General features: G+C 66.6%; 20 protein-coding genes and 1 tRNA gene. 13 read left to right on the top strand and 8 right to left on the bottom strand.

Translation table 11 applies throughout. The features are described 5' to 3' along the window. The first annotated feature begins 69 nt into the window (after window positions 1–69). Entirely contained in the window at window positions 70–438 is a 369-nt protein-coding gene (locus tag AC3B6C_RS21630; RefSeq protein ID WP_488374082.1) for a nuclear transport factor 2 family protein, read from the top strand. A gap of 139 nt (window positions 439–577) precedes the next feature. Here the strand turns inward: AC3B6C_RS21630 and AC3B6C_RS21625 are convergent, their stop codons facing one another. Next, a complete protein-coding gene (locus tag AC3B6C_RS21625; RefSeq protein ID WP_425307027.1) occupies window positions 578–784 on the bottom strand; it encodes a hypothetical protein in 207 nt (68 codons plus the stop codon). On the opposite strand from AC3B6C_RS21625, the gene AC3B6C_RS21620 reads away from it, so the two are divergent. Genes AC3B6C_RS21620 through AC3B6C_RS21610 form a run of 3 tightly spaced genes read left to right on the top strand, consistent with a single transcriptional unit; the run spans window position 734 to window position 4,241 of the window. Beyond that, complete coding sequence (locus AC3B6C_RS21620; RefSeq protein WP_488376344.1) at window positions 734–2,836, top strand: LLM class flavin-dependent oxidoreductase; 2,103 nt, start codon at window positions 734–736, stop codon at window positions 2,834–2,836. The two genes, AC3B6C_RS21625 and AC3B6C_RS21620, sit on opposite strands and share 51 nt — an antisense overlap. Then, window positions 2,836–3,759, top strand: coding sequence for an LLM class flavin-dependent oxidoreductase (locus AC3B6C_RS21615; protein WP_488374081.1), 924 nt, complete (start codon window positions 2,836–2,838; stop codon window positions 3,757–3,759). Before AC3B6C_RS21620 ends, AC3B6C_RS21615 begins: the two co-directional genes overlap by 1 nt. Then, complete coding sequence (locus tag AC3B6C_RS21610; protein WP_010842411.1) at window positions 3,756–4,241, top strand: MarR family winged helix-turn-helix transcriptional regulator; 486 nt, start codon at window positions 3,756–3,758, stop codon at window positions 4,239–4,241. The genes AC3B6C_RS21615 and AC3B6C_RS21610 overlap by 4 nt, the downstream gene beginning before the upstream one ends. Before the next feature lie 127 nt (window positions 4,242–4,368). On the opposite strand, the gene AC3B6C_RS21605 is transcribed toward AC3B6C_RS21610, so the two are convergent. Beyond that, a tRNA-Leu gene (locus tag AC3B6C_RS21605) sits at window positions 4,369–4,445 on the bottom strand. Between the two features lie 113 nt (window positions 4,446–4,558). On the opposite strand from AC3B6C_RS21605, the gene AC3B6C_RS21600 reads away from it, so the two are divergent. After that, window positions 4,559–5,182 carry an ANTAR domain-containing response regulator gene (locus AC3B6C_RS21600; protein WP_010842412.1) on the top strand — a complete coding sequence of 208 codons (624 nt, stop codon included), beginning with the start codon at window positions 4,559–4,561 and terminating at the stop codon, window positions 5,180–5,182. A 194-nt stretch (window positions 5,183–5,376) separates the two neighbouring features. Next, the gene (locus tag AC3B6C_RS21595; protein ID WP_488374080.1) at window positions 5,377–6,741 is read left to right on the top strand and encodes an ABC transporter substrate-binding protein; all 1,365 of its coding nucleotides are present in this window, start codon (window positions 5,377–5,379) and stop codon (window positions 6,739–6,741) included. Between the two features lie 130 nt (window positions 6,742–6,871). Here AC3B6C_RS21595 and AC3B6C_RS21590 read toward each other — a convergent pair whose 3' ends face one another. From AC3B6C_RS21590 to AC3B6C_RS21575, 4 genes are read right to left on the bottom strand one after another with little or no spacing between them, the layout of a single operon-like run. Continuing rightward, window positions 6,872–7,684: an ABC transporter ATP-binding protein gene (locus tag AC3B6C_RS21590; protein ID WP_010842414.1), complete on the bottom strand. Its 813-nt coding sequence runs from the start codon at window positions 7,682–7,684 to the stop codon at window positions 6,872–6,874. Further along, window positions 7,681–8,799: an ABC transporter ATP-binding protein gene (locus AC3B6C_RS21585; RefSeq protein WP_055475871.1), complete on the bottom strand. Its 1,119-nt coding sequence runs from the start codon at window positions 8,797–8,799 to the stop codon at window positions 7,681–7,683. The genes AC3B6C_RS21590 and AC3B6C_RS21585 overlap by 4 nt, the downstream gene beginning before the upstream one ends. Further along, the gene (locus AC3B6C_RS21580; protein ID WP_010842416.1) at window positions 8,792–9,781 is read right to left on the bottom strand and encodes a branched-chain amino acid ABC transporter permease; all 990 of its coding nucleotides are present in this window, start codon (window positions 9,779–9,781) and stop codon (window positions 8,792–8,794) included. The genes AC3B6C_RS21585 and AC3B6C_RS21580 overlap by 8 nt, the downstream gene beginning before the upstream one ends. Window positions 9,782–9,784: 3 nt before the next feature. Continuing rightward, window positions 9,785–11,038, bottom strand: coding sequence for a branched-chain amino acid ABC transporter permease (locus tag AC3B6C_RS21575; RefSeq protein ID WP_010842417.1), 1,254 nt, complete (start codon window positions 11,036–11,038; stop codon window positions 9,785–9,787). Window positions 11,039–11,304: 266 nt separating this feature from the next. On the opposite strand from AC3B6C_RS21575, the gene AC3B6C_RS21570 reads away from it, so the two are divergent. From AC3B6C_RS21570 to AC3B6C_RS21545, 6 genes are all read left to right on the top strand, one after another. After that, complete coding sequence (locus tag AC3B6C_RS21570; RefSeq protein WP_010842418.1) at window positions 11,305–11,874, top strand: GNAT family protein; 570 nt, start codon at window positions 11,305–11,307, stop codon at window positions 11,872–11,874. Between the two features lie 31 nt (window positions 11,875–11,905). After that, window positions 11,906–14,686, top strand: a complete 2,781-nt coding sequence (polA, locus tag AC3B6C_RS21565; protein WP_035717238.1) for a DNA polymerase I — start codon at window positions 11,906–11,908, stop codon at window positions 14,684–14,686. After that, window positions 14,686–15,771 (top strand): isocitrate/isopropylmalate dehydrogenase family protein, encoded by a 1,086-nt coding sequence (locus AC3B6C_RS21560; RefSeq protein WP_488376343.1) that lies wholly within the window; start codon window positions 14,686–14,688, stop codon window positions 15,769–15,771. The genes polA and AC3B6C_RS21560 overlap by 1 nt, the downstream gene beginning before the upstream one ends. Before the next feature lie 261 nt (window positions 15,772–16,032). Continuing rightward, window positions 16,033–16,947 (top strand): ABC transporter substrate-binding protein, encoded by a 915-nt coding sequence (locus AC3B6C_RS21555; protein WP_044506813.1) that lies wholly within the window; start codon window positions 16,033–16,035, stop codon window positions 16,945–16,947. Between the two features lies 1 nt (window position 16,948). Continuing rightward, the gene (locus AC3B6C_RS21550; protein ID WP_055475867.1) at window positions 16,949–17,908 is read left to right on the top strand and encodes an amino acid ABC transporter permease; all 960 of its coding nucleotides are present in this window, start codon (window positions 16,949–16,951) and stop codon (window positions 17,906–17,908) included. Then, window positions 17,905–18,714 carry an amino acid ABC transporter ATP-binding protein gene (locus AC3B6C_RS21545; RefSeq protein ID WP_442902700.1) on the top strand — a complete coding sequence of 270 codons (810 nt, stop codon included), beginning with the start codon at window positions 17,905–17,907 and terminating at the stop codon, window positions 18,712–18,714. Before AC3B6C_RS21550 ends, AC3B6C_RS21545 begins: the two co-directional genes overlap by 4 nt. Window positions 18,715–18,720: 6 nt before the next feature. Here the strand turns inward: AC3B6C_RS21545 and AC3B6C_RS21540 are convergent, their stop codons facing one another. Next, window positions 18,721–19,584 carry a class I SAM-dependent methyltransferase gene (locus AC3B6C_RS21540; RefSeq protein WP_488374079.1) on the bottom strand — a complete coding sequence of 288 codons (864 nt, stop codon included), beginning with the start codon at window positions 19,582–19,584 and terminating at the stop codon, window positions 18,721–18,723. 44 nt (window positions 19,585–19,628) lie between these two features. Here AC3B6C_RS21540 and AC3B6C_RS21535 point away from each other — a divergent pair, with 44 nt between their 5' ends. After that, the gene (locus AC3B6C_RS21535; RefSeq protein ID WP_488374078.1) at window positions 19,629–22,685 is read left to right on the top strand and encodes an ATP-binding protein; all 3,057 of its coding nucleotides are present in this window, start codon (window positions 19,629–19,631) and stop codon (window positions 22,683–22,685) included. Here AC3B6C_RS21535 and AC3B6C_RS21530 read toward each other — a convergent pair. After that, a complete protein-coding gene (locus AC3B6C_RS21530; protein WP_488374077.1) occupies window positions 22,651–23,748 on the bottom strand; it encodes a class I SAM-dependent methyltransferase in 1,098 nt (365 codons plus the stop codon). The genes AC3B6C_RS21535 and AC3B6C_RS21530 overlap by 35 nt on opposite strands. Window positions 23,749–24,088: the final 340 nt, after the last annotated feature.

The raw sequence follows: 24,088 nt of genomic DNA, 5'->3' as shown, positions 1-24,088 counted from the left end.
CCGACAGCTCACGAGGTGACGCGCCTTCGACAGGCAATCCGACCCCGATGACCACGAGAAGAGGAACCCGTGACCACCACTGCCATCACCACCACTCGGCAACTGCTGACTGCCGCCGACACCGACATCGTCGAGTTCTTCAGCTTCTTCACCGATGACTGCGTCTTCCGTCTTGGGAACAACGACCCGGTCACGGGGCGCGATGCGATACAGCAGTGGGTCGGCGAGTACTTGGGCTCGGTATCGGGGATGAAGCACGACATCCTCGAGGAGTGGTCGGAAGGACCCGTCGCGGCGTTGCGTGTCGAGGTCACCTACACCCTCCACAACGGCGACACTTTCACCCTCCCCGCGGTCACCCGCACCACCATTCGCGACTCACGGGTGAGTGAGTACCTCATCTTCATGGACCCCAGCCCGGTGGCGGCGGGCTCCTAGCGCCAAGTAACCGCGGCGCTGCGCCCGCGGTCCGAAGTTCCTGGCTGACCAAGGTGCCACTCCGCCTCGAACTGTCGGCGCGACACGAGCGCGTTCTTCCCACTCCTGCAACTCGAAAGAATTGGTTGATACATCAACCTCAGGGCTCTATGATGGTTGATATGTCAACGTCAGCTGTCGAGACTGGGGAGAACCTGTGACCAACTATGGGCACGCCATCCGGACGGGAGTGGAGATAGTCGGCGCGCCGAACGATCCGGCCACCTCGGCCGAGCTCTCCGCGCTCGCCGAACAGATCGGATACGACGTCGTGGTCCTGCCCGACCAGCAGGAGGGTGGCGGTCACGACGCGGCGACCCTCGCTACGTGGGTCTCTGCGCGCACCAGCACTGTGGGTATTGTTCCGAGGCTTCAGGCGGCGGACCGTCCCGCGTCGATCGTGGCTCGCACCACCAGCAGTTTGCAACTGCTGTCGGGTAACCGAGCGGCGATTGCGATCGAAACCGATTCTGCGACCGGAGATGTGGGATCAGTTGAGGACGCGGTCGCCGTGATCCGTTCTCTTCACGACACGTCCGGCCCCAGTCGGGTCAGTCACCACGGTGCACATCATCGTCTGGCGGGGGCGGAGCCTGGTCCGAGCCTGGAGCGCGGAGTCCCCATATGGCTTGCGGGCTCTGCGGCAGCTACCGCTGCGGTGTCCGGCCGGGTGGCTGACGGCTGGATGGTCGACCTCGGGGAGGTCGGCGTCGACGACATCTCCGAGCTCAATGACGTCCTGGACGCTGAGGCAATAGGTGCCGGTCGAGACCCGCGCGAGGTGCGACGCGCAGTGGTGTCGACCATCGACGCGGCGGTCGACCTCGACGCGCTGGTGTCGCTCGTGGTCGGCAGCGGTGTGAGTCTGTTCGTGCTCCGCGTCGATGCAGCTGCCGGGACCGACGTCGGAGCTGCTTCAATGCGGACGTTCGCCGCCATCACCGCCTCGGTGCGGGCACGCGTCGAGCAGATGCTGCCACAAGATGCTCTGTCCACGCGTCCCGTTCGTCGACAGGACGCACTCGCACGCCGGCGCGCGGCGATAGCCTACGACGAGGTGCCCGAGGACTTGGCCGAGGGTGCGGTCGAGCCCGGCGATCCCGCGTTCGCAAGGCTTCGTTCGACATACCTACGGGGAGGTAGTCCAGGCATCCTGCTGCGGCCGACAACGGTGTCTGAGGTGTCGAGTGCGGTGACCTTCGCCCGCAAGCATCAGCACCTTCCCCTCGGGATCCGTAGTGGCGGTCACGGCATCAGCGGTCGGTCGACCAACGACGGAGGACTCGTCATCGATGTGGGTGGACTCGATGACATCACTGGTCTCGATCCGGCCGAGCGATTGGTGAGGATTGGCCCGGGCGCGCGGTGGCGTGACGTCGCCACCGCATTACAAACGCACGGTTGGGCATTGAGCTCGGGTGACTACGGAGGAGTGGGCGTCGGTGGGCTCGCCACCACCGGCGGTATCGGCTTTCTCAACCGTAAGCACGGCCTGACGATCGACCATCTGCGCGCAGTCGAGATGGTCCTTGCCGACGGCTCTCGAGTCCGGGCCAGCGACACGGAGAACACCGAGTTGTTCTGGGCGGTGCGTGGCGCAGGCGCGAACTTCGGGATCGCGGTCGCCTTCGAGTTCGAGGTCGACGAGGTCGCCGAGATCGGCTGGGCGCAACTGGTATTCGAGGTGCCCGACCCTGCGTCGTTCCTGGAGATGTTCGGTCGAGTGGTGCTGCAGACGCCGCGTGACACGACACCGTTTCTCGTGCTCGGTCAGGGAATGGCGCAGATCATGGCAATGGTCGACTCCTCCGATCCGGCCACCATCGTCGATCAGCTGCAGCCGTTTGCAGACATCGCGCCGCTGGTCGACCAGCAGGTTGCGATCGCGCCGTATGCGTCGGTGATGAACATGTTCCCGGAATCGCCGCACAACGGGCGAGGCGAGCCCGTGTCGCGTTCAGCCTTCACCCGGTACATCACCCCCGAATTTGCCTCTGCCTCGGCTGATCTCATTCGAAGTGGCGCATCCCACTGGTATCAGATCCGCACCGTCGGGGGCGCTGTCTCGGACGTTGCCGCCGCCGACACCGCGTACGCCCACCGCGATGCCAACTTCGCACTCACGGTGATGGGTGCCAATGCCCAGCGGCTCGACCGATGGTTCGACCCCGTACGTCGGGAGTCCGACGGGCTGTACTTGAGCTTCGAAAGCGACCAATCGCCGGAACGGATCGCCGACGCGTTTCCGCCGGCCACTCTGGAGCGGCTACGACGGCTGAAATCTCAGATCGACCCGCACAACTTGTTCCGCGACAACTTCAATATCAGTCCAGACCATCGCAGCATGAGGAGCGCGTAGTGAACACCAGCAACACCGGCGACTATGGCCACGAGTTGCTCTTCGGTACCTTCGTGACACCGGTCAACAATCCGGCCCATCAGGCCGTCGAGCAGGCAGTGGTCGCCGACCGCGCGGACTTGGACCTGGTCACTTTCCAGGACCGTCCCTATGTTCCCTCGTTCCACGACACGTCGACCCTCCTGGCGTATGCGGCCGCGCGGACCGAGCGCATCCACCTGGCCGCCAACGTCACCAACCTTCCTCTACGACCCCCGGCCGTACTCGCTCGTTCCGTCGCCACCCTGGACGTGCTGAGCGGCGGTCGTGTTGAGCTGGGAATCGGTGCCGGAGCCTTCTGGGACGGTGTCGTCGGTATGGGCGGACCACGGCGCAGCCCGGGTGAGTCGATCGTGGCACTTGCGGAAGCGATCGAGATCATCCGGGGGATCTGGGACGCCGGCGACCGGTCGCGCCTGTCGGTGAGTGGGCAACACTACGAGGTGCAGGGTGCCAAACGTGGGCCGGCGCCGGCGCACGACGTCGGCATCTGGATCGGCGCCTACAAACCGCGCATCCTGCGATTGGTCGGTCGCACCGCTGACGGTTGGCTACCGTCCATTCAGTACCTGAAGGATGGCGTGGGGGAGCTGACCGCGATGAACAAACACATCGACGACGCGGCCGAAGAAGCCGGCCGAGACCCCAGACGTATCCGCCGGTTCCTCAACGTCGGCGGCCGATTCTCCCGGCGAAGCACTGGATTCTTGCAGGGTCCCCCCGACCAATGGGTCGAGGAGCTGACCGACGCCGCCCTCACGTATGGAACCAGCGGGTTCATCCTGGCGTCAGACGACACCGCCACGACACAGAAGTATGCAGCCGAGGTGGCACCGGCGGTGCGAGAAGCCGTCGCCGCTGAGCGCGGTCGACGGCCGTCATGACTCAGTGGCTCGACGAAGACGAGCAGCGCACCTGGCGCGCGGTAGTGAAGATGTTCGGTCAGTTGACCGCCGAACTGGCGCAGGCGCTGAACAGGGATTCGGACATGTCGATTTCGGACTACGAGGTACTAGCGATCCTGTCAGAGGCACCTGATGGGGCACTCCAAGCGCGCGCGCTGCGATGCGAACTGCAGTGGGAGAAAAGCCGTTTGGCTCATCAAGTACGCCGAATGGAGCAACGCGGCCTGGTTCGGCGCGAAACGTGCGCCGACGATCGCCGAGCACCCCTGGTGTGCATCACCGAGGCAGGAAACGCGGCTGTCCGCGCCGCGGCCCCGGCTCACGTGGCTCGTGTTCGCGAACTGTTTTTCGACGCGCTCACACCCGCCCAGTCCCACGCCATGCGCGAGGCAGCCGAGGCGATCCTCGAGAACCTCAGCGCATCCGACCCCGGCGCCGAGGTCGACCGCGCATCCAGCTAGTCGGTACCGCAGTCCTGGAGTTCGATGCGCACGAGAGGTCTCGGGCGCAGAACATGCACCTGCCATGCATCGCTGCATGCATGGTCACGCCCGAGAGAAAGAAAACCACCTGCAAGCAGGTGGTCGATGGTGCCCCCGGTCAGACTCGAACTGACACTGGACGGGTTTTGAATCCGTTGCCTCTGCCAATTGGGCTACGGGGGCCAGTGCACGGGGTTGCCCCGCGCCGGGAACCAACTCTAGATGATCGGCCGAGCGGCCTGCCAACCGGTACTCTGCGGGCACACAGACGTGGCGTGAGCGACGTGGAGGAGGGGATGGTGACGGTGACCGACAGTGCGACGACTGCAGCCGGTGAGACCACGACAACCCACCGAGTTCTGGTGGCCGAGGACGATTCGTTGATCCGGATGGATCTGATCGAAATGCTCCGCGAGGAGGGGTACGACGTCGTCGGCGAAGCGCCGAACGGGCAGGTCGCCGTGGAACTGACCGAATCGCTGTCGCCCGACCTCGTGATCATGGACATCAAGATGCCGGTGCGTGACGGTATCGACGCCGCGACCGAGATCGCCGAGAAGCGCCTCGCGCCCGTTGTCATGCTGACGGCGTTCAGCCAGCGGGACTTCATCGACAAGGCGCGCGATGCCGGCGCCATGGCCTACCTGGTCAAACCCTTCACCAAGGCCGATCTGGTTCCGGCCATAGAGGTGGCGGTGAGCCGCTATCAGGAGCTCAAGCAGCTCGAGCGCGAAGTCGCGACCATGAACGAGCGGTTGGAGACCCGCAAACTCGTCGAGCGGGCGAAGGGCCTCCTGATGGAGAAGCAGGCCCTCTCCGAGCCCGAAGCGTTCAAATGGATACAGCGTGCGGCCATGGACCGCAGGACCACCATGAAAGCCGTTGCGCAGGTTGTGGTGGAGACCCTCGGGACCGACTGATCCCGAGCGCCTCCCAGGCGCAATGACCGTGTGCGCAAGTCAGTTTCACTGTCTTTACGCAGCCGCAACAAGATCGCGCTAGCTTTTCTCCAGCGAGGCGCGGTCCGTTGTACTCCGACGTGCCGCCTTCGTGACGAACGCCGAACGCACAGGCCGAACGCCGAACGCGCAGGCCAGACGCAAGGAGAGCATCGATGTCCTTACGCTTTATCAGGAGCGGGGCAGTGGTCATGACCGCCGCGGCAGCACTCGTGGTCGCCGGCTGCAGCAGTTCCGACTCGGGTTCCGAGGGAGGTTCCGAGGCGTCGTCGAGCGCCGCCGTCGAGTCCACCCCGGCCCCTCCGGGCCTCGGCCTCGCCCAGAAACTGGCGTGCAACCCGCCGAAGGCCACCCCCGGCCCGGCCAGTACCGAAGCGCTGAAGATCGGCACCCTGCTCCCGGCGACCGGATCGCTCGCCTTCCTCGGGCCGCCCATGGAGGCGGGTGTGGAGCTCGCAGTGAAGGACATCAACGCAGCGGGCGGTGTGTTGGACAAGCCCGTCGAACTCGTCACCGGTGACTCCGGCGACACCACCACCGACACGGCGAACGCGACCGTCGACCGCGAACTCAGCGCCGGCACACAGGTCATCATCGGTGCGGCCTCGTCGTCGGTGTCGTTGAAGGTCATCGACAAGGTCGCCAACGCGGGCGCGGTCATGTTCTCGCCCGCGAACACCTCCGACGAGTTCACCTGCTACCAGGACAAGGGTCAGTACTTCCGCACCGCGCCGGCGGATGTCCTGCAGGCGCAGGCACTCTCGCAGACGATGGCCGAGGACGGCGTGCAGCGTGTGTCGATCCTCGCCCTCAACGATCCGTACGGAACGGGACTGGCCGACAACACCGTTCGCGATCTCGAGGCGGCGGGCGTCCCGGCGGACCAGATCCAGAAGATCATCTACGATCCGAACGCCCAGTCGTTCAACGCCGAGGTCGACCAGGTGAAGAACTTCAACCCGGACGGCATCGCGATCATCGGTTTCGAGGAGAGCGCCAAGATCATCACGCGTATGCACGAGGTCGGCATCGGTCCCAGCGACGGCAAGCTCGTGTACGGCGTCGACGGCAACATGGGCAACGCGCTCGGCGAGTCGGTCGGCCCGGGTCTCCTCGCCGGCATGAAGGGCACCACGCCGCTCACTCAGACCAGCGGTGACTTCCAGGCGGCTCTGAAGGAGCTCGACAGCGAACTCATCGACTTCAACTACGCCGGTGAGAGCTACGACGCTGCCGTATTGAGCGCACTCGCGGCCACGGCCGCCAAGTCGACCGACGGTCGGACGATCGCGGCCAACATCATCGGCGTGACCAACGGCGATGAGAACTGCGACTCGTACCAGGCCTGCCTGGACCTGCTGAACGGCGGCAAGACGATCGCCTACGTCGGCAAGACCGGCAACCTGGCCTTCAACGCCGCCGGCGAGCCGAGTGTCGGCTCGTACGGTGTGCTCGAGTTCGACGACAAGAACGCACTGCTCACCCCGACGCGCAAGTACGTCTCGGTCGCAGCGCAGTAAACCCACACAGAACGAGACCCCCGGCTCCGGCCGGGGGTCTCGTCATGTGGGTACTCGGGGCGCTCGTGCACGTATTCCGTTGTCGCTCACCGCGTCGCGGGAACGGACGGCTACGGAACGGGTGGTGGGCTCACTTCTTCTCCGAGCTGCCCGCGAGGGTCCCGAGGTAGAGCTCGATGATCTTCGGATCGTTGGCGAGGTTGCGGCCGGTGTCGGTGTAGGCGTTGCGGCCCTGGTCGAGCACGTACCCGCGGTCGCAGATCTGCAGGCACCGGCGGGCGTTCTGCTCGACCATGATGATCGAGACGCCGGTGGCGTTGATCGCCTTGCAGCGGATGAACACCTCGTCCTGGAACATGGGGGACAGGCCCGCGGACGGCTCGTCGAGCAGCAGCACCGCGGGGTCCATCATCAGGGCGCGTCCCATCGCGACCATCTGCCGTTCGCCGCCGGACAGCGCGCCCGCCTTGACCTTCCGGCGTTCGGACAGCAGCGGGAAGAGCTCCGACACGAACTCGAACCTGGTGGCGAAGGTCTTGGGCCGCAGATAGACGCCCATCTCGAGATTCTCTTCGATGGTCAACGCGGGGAAGACGTTCTGCGTCTGCGGAACGTAGCCGACACCCTTGTCGACGAGGACGTGCGCCTTCGCCGAGGTGATGTCGTCGCCGCGGAGTGTGACCGAGCCCTCGCGGACGGGGATCAGCCCGAACAGTGTCTTCAGCAGAGTCGACTTGCCGGCGCCGTTGGGGCCGATGATCCCGACGATCTCGCCGTCCCCGAGATAGAAGTTGCATTCCTCGAGGATGTTGATGCCGGGAAGGTAACCGGCGGTGATGTCGTCGGCGCGCAGCAGTGCGTCGCCGGCGAGTTTGCGGTGTTCCTCGGCGGTGGCCGCGAGTTGCGCCGGCGTCAACTGCCCGGACCCGGGTTCGGTGCTCATCGTCCGTCCTTCTTCGTATCGGGCGCCGACGGTGGCAACTCGGAGACCTCCGAGAGATCCCCGCCTTCTTCGAGTGTGGCCTCGATGGCGGCCTCGACCTTCTCCGCGAGCACCGCGGTCGCACCGACCGGACGCCCCTGATCGTCGAACTCGAGTGCCTGATCGTGGTGGCCGCCGAGGTACGCATCGACGACGGCCTCGTTGTCGCCCAGTCGATCCGGGAGCGACTCGGCGATGACCTGGCCCTGGGCCATCACCACCACCCAGTCGCTGATGTCGCGGATGACGTCCATGTCGTGTTCGACGAAGACGACCGTGACCCCCTCGTCGCGCAGCGATTTGATGTGCTCGAGCAGGCTCTGGGTGAGCGCCGGGTTGACGCCGGCCATCGGCTCGTCGAGCATCACGATCTCGGGGTCGGTCATCAGTGCGCGCGCCATCTCCAGGAGTTTCCGCTGGCCGCCCGACAGTGAACCGGCGAAGTCGTCGGCCTTGGCCTCGAGCTTGAAGCGCCGGAGCAGTTCGTGGGCCCGGTCGGTGACTTCGGCTTCCTGCTTGCGCCAGGCCCAGGGCGCGAGAGCGGCGAGAAAGTGCTCGCCTCGCTGTCCGGTGGCGCCGAGCCGGACGTTGTCGAGGACGGTGAGTTTCGCGAGCGCCTTGGTGAGCTGGAAGGTACGCACCATCCCGCGCCGGGCCACCTGGTGGGGAACCATCCGGCCGAGGGAGTCCCCGTTCAGCGACCATGTGCCCGAGTCGGGCTTGTCGAATCCGGTGATCAGGTTGAAGAAGGTGGTCTTGCCCGCGCCGTTGGGTCCGATGAGGCCGGTGATGGCGCCGCGCTGTACCTCGAGATGATCGACCTGCACCGCCTTGATGCCACCGAAGGTCCGGGAGATGTTGTCCACCACGATGATCGGATCGGGTTTGGACGACCCGGGTTCGGGTGTGACACCGGCGAACAGCCGCGACCGATCCGACGCCGAGAGCGTGGTGAGGTCCCGCCGCGTGGCCCGTACGGATGGGCCCTCGGTCTCGGAGTCGACGGTGACCGCGGTCGACGGTTCGCTGCCGGGGGCGGCATGGCGGCCGGGACGCGGTGTGGTGTCGTCAGGCATCGAGCTGCACCTCCCTCTTGTTCCCGAGCAGTCCCTGTGGTCTGAACACCATCATCAGAATGATCGCCAGACCGAGCAGTACGTAGCGGAATGCACCGACCTGTTGCGCCGACAGATTCAGCAGCGGGTCGTCGCCGGATGTGGCCTGGCGCAGCAGTGCGTCGGGAACGGCGAGCAGGAACCAGAACAGCATGGCGCCGAGCACCGGGCCGAACACCGTCGCCGCTCCGCCGAGGATCAAGGCGCCGTAGGCGAAGAACGTCTGCGCGGTCGAATAGAAGTCGGGGTTGATCGACTGGGTGGCGAAGGCGTTGAAGACACCCGCCAGGCCGCCGATACAACCGCCGAGCACCAGGGCCTGCATCTTGAAGAAGTAGGCGTTCTTACCCAACGATCGTGCGGCGTCCTCGTCTTCGCGGACCGCTTTGAGCACCCGGCCCCACGGACTGCGGACGAGCAGGTACACCATCAGGCACAGCAGGCCGACGACGATCCAGCCGACCACCATCGACCACAGATCGCCGCCGAGGAACTTGACCCCGAAGAACGAATACTGCTTGCCGTTGTCGAACGGGCTGATGGAGAAGAAGCTGCCCGCGTAGGCGTAGATGCCGTTGGTGGAGTGGGTGAAGTCGTCGGTCGAGGTCGACCGGAAGACCAGCCGAAGGATCTCCGACGCCGCGATGGTGACGATCGCCAGATAGTCCGCACGCAGGCGCAGGGTCGGCAGGCCCAGCACGACCGCGAGCATCCCGGCGGCGGCGATGCCGATGATCGCGCCGAGCCACAACGGCTGGTCGTAGTTCACGGCCATGATGCCGACGCCGTATCCGCCGAGCAACGCGAAGGCGATCTGGCCGAAGTTGAGCAGTCCGGCGTAACCGAAGTGCAGGTTCAGGCCGATGGCCAGCAGGGCGTAGAAGATCGCCGACGGGCCGATCAGCTGCGCGATCGCGATCTGGAGCGCTGAGATGATGTCCATGGGTCAGCCGATCCTCGCTCGAGATCCGAGAATGCCCTGGGGCCGGATGGTCAGGATGATGATCAGGATCAGCAGTCCTCCGATGTACTTCAGGTCGGGACTGAGGATGTAGGTCGACAACTGGACCAGCAGGCCGACGATGAGACATCCGAGCAGTGCGCCGTAGGCCGTGCCGAGCCCGCCGAGCGTGATGCCGGCGAACATCAGCAGGAGGAGTTTGAAACCCATCTCCCACTGGACCCGGCCGCCGAGTTCGGAGAGCGCGAACATCACGCCGCCGAGTGTCGCCAGACCCCCGGCCAGTGCCCAGACGAACAGGATGACCCGGTCGACGTCGATTCCCGACGATTCGGCGAGGTCCTTGTTGTCGGCCACCGCGCGCATGGCCTTGCCGATCCTGGTGCGCTGCAACAGCACGGCGACCCCGAGCAGGACCACGATGCTGATGAGGATGCACGCCAGGTTCACCGGTGTGATCGCGAACGGACCGGAGCCGATCTGGGTCTGCGCCTGATAGTCGTTGAACGGTTCGGCCCGATCGGAGAAGAAGATCAGAATCAGGTAGCGCAGTACGAGCGACAGGCCGATCGACACGACGAGCATGGCGATCAGCCCGGTTCGTCGTCTTCGCAGCGGTCTCCACAGGCCGAGTTCGTTGAGGATCCCGATGCCGACGCCGACGATCACCGCCAGGATCGTCGCGGGGATCAGCTGTACACCGAGCTTGACGTTGATGACCCACGCGATCACCGCGCCGAGGGTGACCAGCTCGCCGTGGGCGAAGTTCGTCAGTCCCGTCGTGCCGAAGATGAGGCTGAGTCCCACGCCGGTGATGGCGATGATCAGGCCGAACCGGATCCCGTCGATGGCCAGCCGCGTCAGTTCGGAGATCGCCGACACCTCGGTGCCGGTCCGCACGTCGCCGAAGGAGAAGATGACCGGCCGCGGCGTGCCGCCGCTGACGTCGACGGGTAGCTCCGATTTCTGGACCTCGACGCCGTCGGGGAGTGAGTCGGTGTCGATGACGATCGTGTACTGGCCGGGCGGCACGTTGATCGACCACGCACCGGTGGCCGACGAGGTCGCGGTGCCGACGACGGCCCCCGAGGCGTCCTTGGCCTCGAGGTCGACGCCTTCGACCTTCTCGGTGCCGTTGCGCAGCACACCGAAGACGCGTACCTCGTCGCCGGGGGCGGCCGAGGCGGTGGCCGTACCGAAAAGGCCGCACAGTATCGACGCCGCGACGAGAAGCAGCATGGCGATGGCGGTGAGTCGCCTCGGGGATCGGGGGACAGGCCGTTGGCTCTCGACATCTGAGCGATCATCGAGAGCGCTTCGGGGCGGCGTCTGCGTACAGGTGCCGGCGCGTTGCGATGTCATCCTGCGGGACATTAGCGCCAGCATCGTCACCGCGTGACGACAACGACGTTTCCCGGAGGTAACTTCTGTCGCGGCGGCGGGGCCGTCGCTGGTTCCATCGCAATGCGCTGCCGCAGGCTCGATTCGGACCGTAAGGTGACCGTATGATCCCGGTCACCGTCTCGACCACGACAGACCTCGAACTCGCCAGCAGGTTGCTCGCGCAGGCATTCGCCGACGACCCCGTGACGGTGTGGATGCAACCGGACACGTCGCGGCACCTGGTCATGTTCCGCACGCTGTTGAAGTACAGCCACGGGCCGAACGCGACGCTGGACCTCGCGATGCGCGACGGACAACCGGTCGGTGCCGCCGCGTGGGATCCGCCCGGACACAAGGTGTCGGCGAAGGCGCAGACCCTGTCGATGTGGGGCTTCTTCCGTGCAATGGGTTCCCGGATGAGCCGCGGTGCCAAACTCGAGGCGGAGTTCGGCAAGCGCAGGCCCAAGGAACCCCACTGGTATCTCGGGCAGATCGGCGCCCCGGTCCACGGCGTGGGTGTCGGCACCACCCTCTTGCGCCACCGGCTCGACCAGATCGACGGTCCGTCCTACCTCGAGTGCTCGAACGTCCGCAATGTCCCGCTCTACGAGCGATTCGGCTTCGAGGTGACCGAGGAGTTCGAGTTGCCGATGGACGGTCCGAAGGTGTGGGCGATGTACCGGCCGGTGTGAGCTGTCGGGAGTCATCACTAGACTTTGCGAGGTGAGTCCAGCGCAGAGTTCCCCGGCAACGACCCCCGCCACGGCAACCGGAACGACGGGCAAGGCGGCCGCCGGCGCCAAGGGCAAGACCAGGCAGCCGGTGTTGATGCTGCTCGACGGGCACTCGCTGGCCTATCGGGCGTTCTTCGCGCTGCCGGCGGAGAACTTCAAGACGCATTCCGGCCAGACGACGAACGCCGTCTACGGCTTCACCTCGATGCTGATCAACCTGCTGCGCGACGAGGAGCCGACCCACATCGCCGCCGCCTTCGACGTCTCCCGGAAGACCTTCCGGTCGGAGATGTATCCCGAGTACAAGGCGCAGCGATCCAAGTCGCCCGACGAGTTCAACGGACAGGTGGATCTCACCAAGGAGGTTCTCGATGCGCTGGGGGTCTCGGTGCTGGCCATCGAGGGATACGAGGCCGACGACATCATCGCGACCCTCGCGACCCGGGCTCGTGAGGACGGGTACAAGGTCCTGATCGTCACCGGCGACCGCGACTCGCTGCAACTCGTCGACTCCTCGACCACCGTGCTCTATCCACGCAAGGGAGTCTCCGACCTCACCCGGTTCACGCCCGAGGAGGTCGAGAAGAAATACGGTCTCACCCCCGCCCAGTACCCCGACTACGCCGCGCTGCGCGGCGACCCCAGCGACAACCTGCCGGGCATACCCGGCGTCGGGGAGAAGACCGCCTCCAAGTGGATCCGTGAGTACGGATCGCTCGCCGCGCTCGTCGATCACGTCGACGAGGTGAAGGGCAAGGTGGGCGACGCGTTGCGCGCGCATCTGGCGTCGGTGCAGACCAACCGCCAGCTGACCGAGCTCGTCCGGGACATGCAGCTGCCGGCGTCGCCCGACGACCTGGCCATGGTCGGGTGGGACCGCGATCGCATCCATCAGCTCTTCGACGACCTGGAGTTCCGGGTCTTGCGGGATCGTCTCTTCTCGACGCTGAGTTCCGTTGAGCCCGAAGCCGAAGCAGGGTTCGATCTCGACGGAGCGGTCCTGGGTGCGGGCGAGGTCGCCGGCTGGCTCACCGAGCACGCCCGCACCGGCCGCGTCGGTCTGGCCATCACCGCGCCGCACGTCGTCGTGGGGTCGGACCCGACGGGCGTGGCGATCGCGGCCGCAGACGGGACGTCGGCGTATGTCGACGTGACCGCGCTGAACCCGGAAGACGAGGCGGCACTGGGTGACTGGTTCGCCGACCCGTCCGCGTCGAAGGCGGTCCACGAGGCGAAGTGGGCCGTACATGCGCTCCGCTCGCGCGGCTGGAAGCTCGACGGCGTCACCAGCGACACCTCGCTCGCGGCCTACCTCGTGCGGCCCGGACAGCGAACCTTCAACCTCGACGATCTCGCGCTGCGATACCTGCGTCGTGAACTCCGGGCCGACGGCGGTCCGGGCGACGGCCAGATGTCGCTGCTCGACGACGACTCCGACGGTCGCGTCGCCGAGCAGCACATGCTGGAGGCGCGAGCGGTCCAGGAACTCGCCGACACGCTCGACACCGAACTCGACCGGATCGACTCCAAGCCCCTGCTGACCGAGATGGAATTGCCGCTGTCCTTCGTGCTGGCCGACGCCGAGGCGGCCGGCATCGCGGTCGACGTCGACCACTTCGGTGCTCTCGAGCGGATGTTCGCCGACCGGATCCGCGCCGCGGCCGAGGCGGCGTACGAGGTCATCGGAGAACAGATCAACCTCGGTTCCCCCAAGCAGTTGCAGACCGTCCTCTTCGACAAGCTCGACATGCCGAAGACGAAGAAGACCAAGACCGGTTACACCACCGACGCCGACGCGCTGCAGTCTCTCTACGAGAAGACCGAGCACCCGTTCCTCGCGCACCTTCTGGAGCACCGCGATGCGACGCGGCTGAAGGTCACCGTCGACGGCCTCCTGAAGTCGGTCGCCGACGACGGGCGTATCCACACGACGTTCAACCAGACGATCGCCGCGACCGGACGCCTGTCGTCCACCGAACCGAATCTGCAGAACATCCCGGTGCGCACGGAGGCGGGCCGGGAGATCCGCCGCGGCTTCGTCGTCGGCGCCGACACCGCGACCGGCGTGCCCTACGACTGCCTGATGACCGCCGACTACAGCCAGATCGAGATGCGGATCATGGCGCACCTGTCGGAGGACGCCGGCCTGATCGAGGCGTTCAACACCGGTGAGGACCTCCACAACTTCGTCGGGTCACGCGCCTTCGGTGTGCCGATCGACGAGGTCACCACCGAGATGCGTCACCGAGTGAAGGCCATGTCCTACGGGCTCGCCTACGGCCTCAGCGCCTTCGGGCTCGCCGCCCAGCTCAAGATCAGTCGTGATGAGGCCAAGGAGCAGATGGAGGCGTACTTCGCGCGATTCGGCGGGGTGCGCGACTATCTGCACGACGTGGTCGCCGAGGCCCGCCGCAACGAGTACACCGCGACGCTGTTCGGCAGGCGTCGCTACCTGCCCGACCTGAACAGCGACAACTGGCAGCGTCGGCAGTCCGCGGAGCGAATGGCGCTCAATGCGCCCATCCAGGGCACCGCGGCGGACATCATCAAGGTCGCGATGATCAACGTGCACAAGCGTCTTGCGGCCGAAGGTCTCACGTCGCGGACGCTTCTCCAGGTCCACGACGAACTCGTGATCGAGGTCGCCGCCGGCGAGCGGGAATCCGTCGAAGCGGTGGTGCGCGAGGAGATGGGCAATGCCATCACCCTGTCGGTGCCGCTGGAGGTGTCGGTCGGTTTCGGTCGGTCTTGGGACGACGCAGCGCACTGATGGGCCTGCGCGAGAGGAGGTTCGGCGTCCTCACCGGCGACGGGATCGGACCGGAGATCGTACCCGTGGCAATCGCGATCGCGGATGCTGCCGCCGGACTGGAGTCGATCGAGATCGACTGGCAGGAGCTGCCTTTCGGGTCGTCGGCCATCGCCTCGCACGGCGACCCGGTACCCGCGCAGACTCTGTCGGCCCTCGACGAGCTCGGATTCTGGATCGTGGGACCCCACGATTCGGCCGCGTACCCGCCCGGCCACGGCGATCGGACACCGGGTGCCACGATCCGTACCCGCTACGAGCTGTTCGCGAATCTCCGTCCGGCACGCGGTTTTACGGGCGTACCGGCGCTCCGGCCCGACATCGACGTGCTGATCGTGCGGGAGAACACCGAAGGCTTCTACGCCGATCGCAACATGGCGGCCGGCAGCGGCGAGTTCATGCCGACCCCGGACGTGGCGCTCGCGGTCGGGCTGATCACCCGCGCGGCCTCGGAGAGAATCGCGCGGGTCGCGTGCGCCGCCGCGATCGAGCGCGCTGGTACCGACCGGCAACCGCGGCTGACTATCGTGCACAAGGCCAACGTCCTGCGTATGACCACCGGCCTGTTCCGTGATGCGTGCCGCGACGTCGCCGCCGAGTTCCCCGAGGTGGAGGTGTCCGAGCAACACGTCGACGCGATGGCGGCCCTGCTCGTCCGGCGCCCCGCCGACTTCGACGTCCTCGTCACCGAGAACCTTTTCGGCGACGTCCTGTCCGATCTCGCCGGAGAATTGGCCGGCTCGCTGGGCATCGCGGGTTCGGTCAACAGCTCGGAGTCCCGGGTGATGGCGCAGGCGACACACGGGGCGGCGCCCGACATCGCCGGACGCGGCATCGCGAATCCGGTCGCGATGATCGTCTCGGTGGCAATGGGATTCCGGCGTTACGGCCAGATGACGGACGACGCGGCACTCGTCGCGGCCGGCGCCCGGATCGACGCCGCGGTCGCCGACACACTTGCGCACACCGCAACCCGCGATCTCGGTGGTGGCGCGGGGACTGCGGAGTTCGGGGACGCGGTGGTCCGCCGAATCGCGGAGGCGTGACCCTCTGCTGCGTGAGGTGCGAGCGGAGGCGTGACCCTTTGCTCCCTGAGGTGCGAGCGGAGGCGTGACCCTTTGCTCCCTGAGGTGCGAGCGGAGCCGTGACCCTTTGCTCCCTGAGGTGCGAGCGGAGGCGTGACCCTTTGCTCCCTGAGGAGCGAGGAGCGCAAGCGACGAGCCTCGAAGGGCCGGAACACGCGTGACTCGCGGGTGGCGAGCCGGGGTGCAGGAGGCGAACTACAGTGAGTTGGTGCGCTCGGCCGGATGGAGGGAAGTGGTGTGACGCGGGTTGCTCGCTGGCTCGGCGTCCTGCTCGCCGTCCTGGTCGTCGTGACGGGTTGTGTGGACAACGAAGCCCGTGAACGCGCGAACCAGGTCGCCCCGATCGACGTCGACGTGGCGAAGGTGCCGGCGATCGCCGCCCTCGTCCCACCGGAGATCGCTCGCACCGGACGGCTGATCGTCGGGGTCAACATCCCGTACCAGCCGAACGAGTACAAGGACGCGTCCGGGAAGATCGTGGGCTACGACGTCGACCTGATGAACGCCGTCGGCAAGGTGCTCGGACTCGTACCCGAGTACAAGGAGTCCCAGTTCGACACGATCATCCCGTCGATCCAGGCCGGCACCTACCAGGTCGGCATGTCCTCGTTCACCGACACCCTCGAACGCGAGAAGCAGGTCGACTTCGTGACCTACTACAGCGCCGGCGTGCAGTGGGCGCAGGCGACCGACAACGACGACGTCATCGATCCCGACAACGCGTGCGGTCTCCGGGTGGCGGTCCAGACCACCACCTACGAGGACACCGACGAGATCCCCGCGAAGAGCGAGGCCTGCGTCGCGGCCGGGAAGCCCGCGATCGACAAGGTCAGGTTCGACAGCCAGGACGAGGCGGTCAACGCGCTGATCCTGGGACGCGTGGCCGCGATGTCCGCCGACTCGCCGGTCACCGCCTATGCCATCAAGCGCACGAACGGCCGGCTGAAACCGGCCGGTGGGATCTTCGATTCCGCCCCATACGGTTGGGCCATACGGAAGGGCTCGCCGCTCGCGGTCGCGATGCAGCGCGCAGTGCAATACCTCATCGACAACGGACAGTACGAACAGATCGCGGCCAATTGGGGTCTCGAGGAGGGGATGATCGATGTCTCCGTCATCAACGGGGCGGTGAGCTGAGGTGACGTCACCACAGGCCGGCCCCACCACATCGGCCGAACCGGAACCGATCAAGGCGGTCCCGCTCCGTCGTCCCGGGCAGTGGATAGCCGCCGTGATCATCATCGTGCTGGCTGCGCTGTTCATCTACGGTGCCGCCACCAACGAGGCCTACAGCTGGGGCACGTACGGCAACTATCTCTTCGACTCGCGCATCTTGTCGGGTGTCGGCTACACCCTGGCCCTGACCCTGCTGTCGATGGCGATCGCCATCGTGCTCGGTGTGCTCCTCGCGATCATGCGGCTGAGCCCGAATCCGGTGCTGCGCGGGACGTCGTGGGTGTACCTGTGGATCTTCCGCGGCACGCCCGTGTACGTGCAGCTCGTGTTCTGGGGCCTGTTCCCGGCGATCTACAAACAGATCGACCTCGGCATCCCGTTCGTGCACCAGTTCGTCTCCTTCGACATCCAGACCCTCAATGCGGCGTTCCTGTTCGCGGTGATCGGTCTGGGCCTCAACGAGGCCGCATACATGGCGGAGATCGTCCGGGCCGGTGTGTCTTCGGTCGGTGAGGGACAGACGGAGGCCTCGGTCGCGCTGGGTATGTCGTGGTCGCAGACGATGCGACGCACGGTCCTGCCGCAAGCCATGCGGGTCATCATCCCGCCCACCGGCAACGAACTGATCAGCATGCTCAAGACCACCAGCCTGGTGGCGGCGGTGCCGCTGACCCTCGACCTCTACGGACGTCAGCGTGACATCTCGGGCGTGATCTTCGAGCCGATCCCGTTGCTGCTCGTCGCCTCGACCTGGTACCTCGTCATCACGAGCGTCCTGATGGTGGGGCAGTACTACGTAGAGCGCTACTACGCCAAGGGAGCGACCCGCGCGCTGACCGCGCGACAACTCAAGACGATGGCCGACGGAGCGGCCACGGCCCCCGGCGGCGCCGCCGGCCCGGCAGGGGGAGAGAAAGCATGACCCAGCCAGAGCACACGGCCGCATCGGCAGCACCCGGTGGCTCGCCGCCGCCGATGGTCGTGGCCGACCGTGTCTGTAAGAGCTTCGGTTCGGTGCAGGTCCTCAAGGGGATCTCGCTGGAGGTCGCACGCGGTGAGGTGTTGTGTCTCATCGGGCCGTCGGGGTCGGGGAAGTCCACGTTCCTGCGCTGTGTGAACCATCTGGAAGTCGTCAACGCGGGCCGGCTCTACGTCGACGGTGATCTCATCGGCTACCGCGAACGCAGCGGCAAACTCTACGAGATGAGCGCCAAGGACGCGGCCACCCAGCGACGCGACATCGGCATGGTGTTCCAGCATTTCAATCTATTTCCGCATCGCACGGTGCTCGAGAACGTGATCGAAGCACCGATGCAGGTGAAGAGACAATCGCGATCGGAAGCGGTCGACAAGGCACGCTATCTGCTGGACCGGGTGGGGCTGTCCACGCGGGCCGATGCCTACCCGGCGCAGTTGTCGGGCGGCCAGCAGCAGCGGGTCGCGATCGCCCGTGCGCTCGCGATGGACCCCAAGCTCATGCTCTTCGACGAACCGACTTCGGCCCTCGATCCCGAACTCGTCGGCGACGTCCTGAAGGTGATGCGCGAACTCGCCGCCTCGGGCATGACCATGATGGTCGTCACGCATGAGATGGGTTTCGCCCGGGAGGTCGCCGATCAGCTGGTCTTCATGGACGGCGGTGTCGTCGTCGAGCGGGGCGATCCCCGCGAAGTCCTCGCCGACCCGAAGGAACAGCGCACGCGGGAGTTCTTGTCGAAGCTCCTGTGAGTGCCGCTAGGCGGTCTTGTGACTGCAGAAGATCGCGGTTCCCGGAAAGTAGCTGCCACGCAACGGACTCCATTGGCCCCATGTTCGGTCGAAACCGTCCGGCCACTCGGGTTCGATGATGTCGTCGAGGACGAAGCCTGCGGCACGGAGTTCACGGACACGGTCACCGATCGTGCGGTGGTGCTCGACATAGGTCAAGGTGCCGTCGGCATCGGTCTCGGTGTAGGGCGTGCGGTTGAAGTAGGGGATCCGCACGGTCAGACCCTCCGGGCCCGGGTCGTCGAGGAACATCCACCGCATCGGGTGGTTGACGGCGAAAACCCAACGCCCGCCCGGCTTCAGGACTCGGGCGACCTCGCTCATCACGCCGGCGGAGTCGGCGACGAACGGCACCGCGCCGAACGCCGAGCAGGCGGCGTCGAACGACTCGGCCGCGAAGGGCAGGGTCTCGGCGGTGGCCTGTACGAGCGGTACCCGCACACCTTCGGCAGCCATCGCGTCGAGCCCGATGCCCAGCATCCGCCGCGAGAGGTCCACTCCCACCGCACGTGCGCCGTGCGCGGCCAGCCACCGGGCACAGGGCGCCGAACCGCAACCGATCTCGAGGATGTCGCGCCCGTCGATGTCGCCCAGCAGCCGGACATCGGATTCGCGGAGGCCTTCCGGGCACCAGACGAAGTCGCCGCCCGCGGCATGCGCGCCGAGAAAATCACCATGCTCGTCGTGGTAGTTCTCGGCGTCGTGATCCCACCACGACCGGCTGGCACGGTCGCTGGTCGCGGAGTCGACGTCGCCGAGAATCCTCGGGGGTCGGCTCGATCCGGGGCCGGTCGACGTCGTTTGTTCGGATTCCGCCTGGTTGGGGGACATCCTGCGATGATAAGGCCATGGTCTGTCTCGCTCTGCTGGGTCCGGTGGACACATCGGACGGCGCGGGCGTGCCTCGACCCCAGTTCGGGACCCCTCGTCTCCGGTGCCTGCTTGCCGCACTGGCGTTGCGTGCCAACGCGGTCGCCGACGTGGACTGGCTGACCGAGATCCTCTGGACGGATGCAGCTCCCGCCACCCCCGAGTCCGCACTGCACAACCTCGTCTTCCGGCTGCGGGCAACCCTGCGACAGCGTCAGGTCGATGACCGGTTGAGGGTCGTCACGACCTCACCCGGCTACACCCTCCAGGTGGATCGGGCCGACGTCGACACCCTGTTGTTCGACGACATCGTGACGCGCGCCTGCGCTGTCGTCGACACCGAGCCCCGACTCGCGATCGATCTGCTCGACAGGGCCGAGACTCTGTGGCATGGAAGGCCTTTCGGGGAGTTCGCCGATACCTCGTGGGCGCGGGCGGAGGTCGGGGCACTGATCGAGCGGCGCGTGCTGGGAGTCGAGACCGCGGCCGACGCCCTGATCGCCCTCGGCCGCCCGGAGGATGCCTATGTGCGGTTGCTGCCGTTCATCGACGAGCACCCCTACCGCGAGGGACTCCACCTGAGAGTCATGGATTCGTTGTGGCGGATGGACCGCGCGGCCGACGCGCTCGACGTGTACCAGCGGCTCCGTCGACGTCTCGCGGAGGACATCGGCACCGATCCGGCCGTGTCGGTCCGCGAGCTGCATGCCCGCATTCTCGACGGGGAGTCGTCATCGTGGACGCGCGGTGTCGCGACGGACCCGGACGCGCCGGACCCGGACAAACCGGCCCACGACCGGACGGTCACCGCCTCGGATGCGCGTGACGGTGCACCGCAGTCCGGATCGGCGTCCCTGATCGGACGCGAGGCACAATTGGCCGACTTGGCGGCAACCATCCGCGCTGGCGGGGTGGTCACTGTGGTCGGACCCGGAGGCGTCGGCAAGACGGCTCTCGTCCGTCGGCACGCACGGTCGGTGAGCGATCGTCCCGTCTGGTTCGCCGAGCTGGCGGCGATCGGGAGTCCCGACGGGGTCGCGCATGTCGTGGCGTCCGCGACGGGGTCGACGATGCGGCGCGACCTCCCGACCCTGGACGCACTCGCCGACGCCCTGAGCGGGCAGCAGGGTCTGCTCGTGCTCGACAATTGTGAGCACGTACTGGACGCCGTGGCCGAAGTCGTTGTCGCGCTGCAGGATCGATGCCCGAACGTCATGGTGATCACGACCTCTCGGGCACCGCTCGGACTCGCGACCGAACAGATCATCGTTCTCGATCCGCTGCCCGTGCCCGACGTGGACGCGACCACCGACGACATCGAGTCATCTGATGCGGTGCGGCTGTTCTGCATGCGCGCCCGTGCCCGGGACCCGCGGTTCGAGTTGAACCCGAACAGCGCGCCGGCGGTCGCCGAGATCTGCCGGCGACTCGACGGGCTGCCGCTCGGTGTCGAGCTCGCAGCGACCAAGGCCCGCGCGATCCCGCCGACCGAATTGGTCGACCGGTTGCACTGGCGTTTTCGAATCCTGCGGGCTCCACACGGAGTCGAGCCTCGGCACCGCAGTCTCCATGCGCTCGTCGACTGGTCCTACACGCTGCTGAGTGAACCGGCACGCGGTCTGTTCGACGTGCTCAGCGTCTTCCCCTCTCGGTTCGGCCTCGACGACGCGGAGTTCCTGGCGGAGGCCATCGGTGTGCTGGCCCGCGACAACGTGGCCGATGCCGTGGCCGAACTGGTCGAGGCGTCCATGGTGTCCACCGACGCGGGTGGCTACCTCATGCTGGAGACGTTGCGCGCGTACGGTACGGAGTCGCTGACCGGCCGCGACGCGCTCGACGCCGCGCGATGTGCGCACACCGCGTGGGTGGCGGACTGGCTCGGGCCGTTGGGATGCGACGTCTACGGACGCGGGCACCTCGAGGCCGCGCGACTGGTGCACGACCGGCTCGACGACGTACGGCAGGCGATCGACCACGCGGGCGTTCATGACCTCGACCTCGCCGACACGATGCTGCAAGGGTTGATTCCCTATCTCGAGCTGACCATGAGCCCGGAAGTCACCGGGTGGGCACGGGTCCTCGTCGACCGTCACGAACCCTCGTTGCTCGGTGCCGGCGTGTGGGCCGTGTCGGCCGGCGGCGCTCGATTCGACGGGGATCTGCCGGCCGCTCGGCATTGCACCAACCAGGGCCTCGCCGCCGACCCCGGCCCGGCCGTCCGCGTCTATCTCCACATGATGTTGGTCGACGTCGGACTCTTCCAGGGGGATCTCGACGCCGCGCTACGAGACGCGCGTACGTTTCGCGAACTCGCGCTGGTGGCCGCCATGCCGGGCGCGGCGCACATGTCCGACATCAGCGCCCTGCTCATCCGCTCCTACCAGGGCGAGGACTCCTACCCCGCGGCCCGTGCCCTCGAGATCGCCTGCTCGACCGCGGGGGAGGACGTGGTCGCCGCATGGTGCCGATACGTCTCGGGCGAGTGCTTGCTCGATACGGATCCCGTCCGGGCACGGCAACTTCTCGACGGCGCCATCGGATCGGCGCGCCGTCACGGCGATCGGTATCTCCTCGGGGTGGCGATGGCGTCTCGGGCGTCGATCGTGGCGCGGTCCGGCGATACCGAGCGCGCCGCTCTGCTCTACGTCGACGTACTCGAGCACTGGCGACAGACCGGGAACTGGACCAATCAGTGGGTGACCCTGCGTTCGGTGGTCGATGTCTTGGTGGAGCTCGGACGGAGTGAACCGGCCGCGCTGCTGCTCGGCGCCATTCGGCGCGCGAGCCGGGTGGCCGGGTCCGATCCGTTCGGGAGTGATGTCGAGCGACTCCGCTCGGCCGAGAACCGCATCCGTGACGCGCTGGGTGACACGACGGCGGACGATCTCGTGGCCACCGGTGCGGCGGTGACACCCTCGGATGCTGTCGACGTAGCCCTGACCGCGTTGGCCACCGGTGCGGCGGTGACACCCTCGGATGCTGTCGACGTGGCCCTGACCGCGTTGGCCACCGGGCGCGCCGACCAGCTCAGGTGGACAGCTCGTAGAAGCGGAAGAAGCTGAAGTCCTCGATGGGGAGGACTTCCACGCCGGCGAACCCCGCATCGTCGGCGTACTGCCGCAGGGTCGACGACCGGAACACGGTGCCGGTGGCTGCCGACGGAGGCGAACTCATCGAATCGGGTAGACAGACGAACAGCGAGAACCCGTACATGATCTTGTCGAGATCGTCTGCGGGACCGGTGAATTCGTCGGACACCGCCTCGTCCATGACGATCAGCGGGGCGCCGGGTGCCAGCGAGCGACGGACCGCGGCGAGCACCTCGACCGGCCGGGGCATGTCGTGTAGGCACTCGAAAGCGAAGGCGGCGTCGAACGGACCGTGTGCCGCCGCCCCGTCACCATCGGCGACAAGGAAGGTCACACGCTCGGAGACCCCCGCGGTTGCGGCGTTGGCACGGGCCATCCGGACCGACGCCTCGTCGACGTCGAGTCCGATGAAGGTCGCCTCCGGGTAGGCCCGGGCGAGTGCGATGGTCGAGTGGCCCGCTCCGAACCCGACGTCGGCGACCCGGGCATCGGGGCGCGACAGCCGCTCGTGGAGGTGTTCGACGCCGGCGAGCGCAGGAGCGAGTCGGGCATCGAACCACGGCCGATTGAGGTCGGCCTGGGACTCGCGCGCGTCGGCGCCCAGGGTCTCCCAGCTGACGCCTCCGCCGTGCCGGTAGGCGTCGAGCAGCTCCGGCAGATGACGTGCCGCCGCCGCGAACATGCGCGGGAGTGCTCCGAGATACGACAGGCTCGAGGTGTCGGTGAGCACCTCCGCGACGCCCGGCGAGATCGCGAAGGTGGGTGGCCGGTTCGTCAGGTCGGCGTCGAGGATGCCGAAGGCGCACTGCATCTCGAGCCACTCGCGGGCGTAGCGCGCGTTGGTCTGGGTGCGTTCGGCGAGCCCGTCGGCGGTGAGGGGGCCGGATTCGGACAGGCATCGGTACCACCCGAGCCGGTCCCCGAGATAGACGCTCAAGGTCTCGGCGGTGGCAAGGGCCGAACCGAAGAGTCGTTCGGCGAACTCGTCGGCGCCCGGTGCTGATGAGTCGGTGGCGGGTGTCGTTGTTTCGGTCATGACCCGATGATGGCGGCAGCACCTCTCACATCGCTCTCACGGCGATCGCGAAACCGCGTCGCCGGTGCTCTCGGAAATCAGCTCCGACCGGGAAACATTCCCTGAAGGTATGGAAGAAATGATTTCGCGGCCATCCATATCGGCGGGCGGAAAGGGGTCGATTCGCGTTGCCTTGGCGGTGACTGGTTCGCACCGCGCATCCAAACGGATTGGTGCGCAACGTTAAACGGTTCCGTGATTTAACTCACTGGGCGGAAATGCGTTGTTCACACTGTCGCGATTGCGCGCTTAGGGGTTCTGTGCCAGATTGGATTCAGCGATGCACGGGGGGAAACCATTC

The organism is Gordonia sp. 11cp (assembly GCF_057767225.1).
Note: the sequence above shows the minus strand (reverse complement) of the source record. Positions and strands in the feature narration are given on the sequence as shown.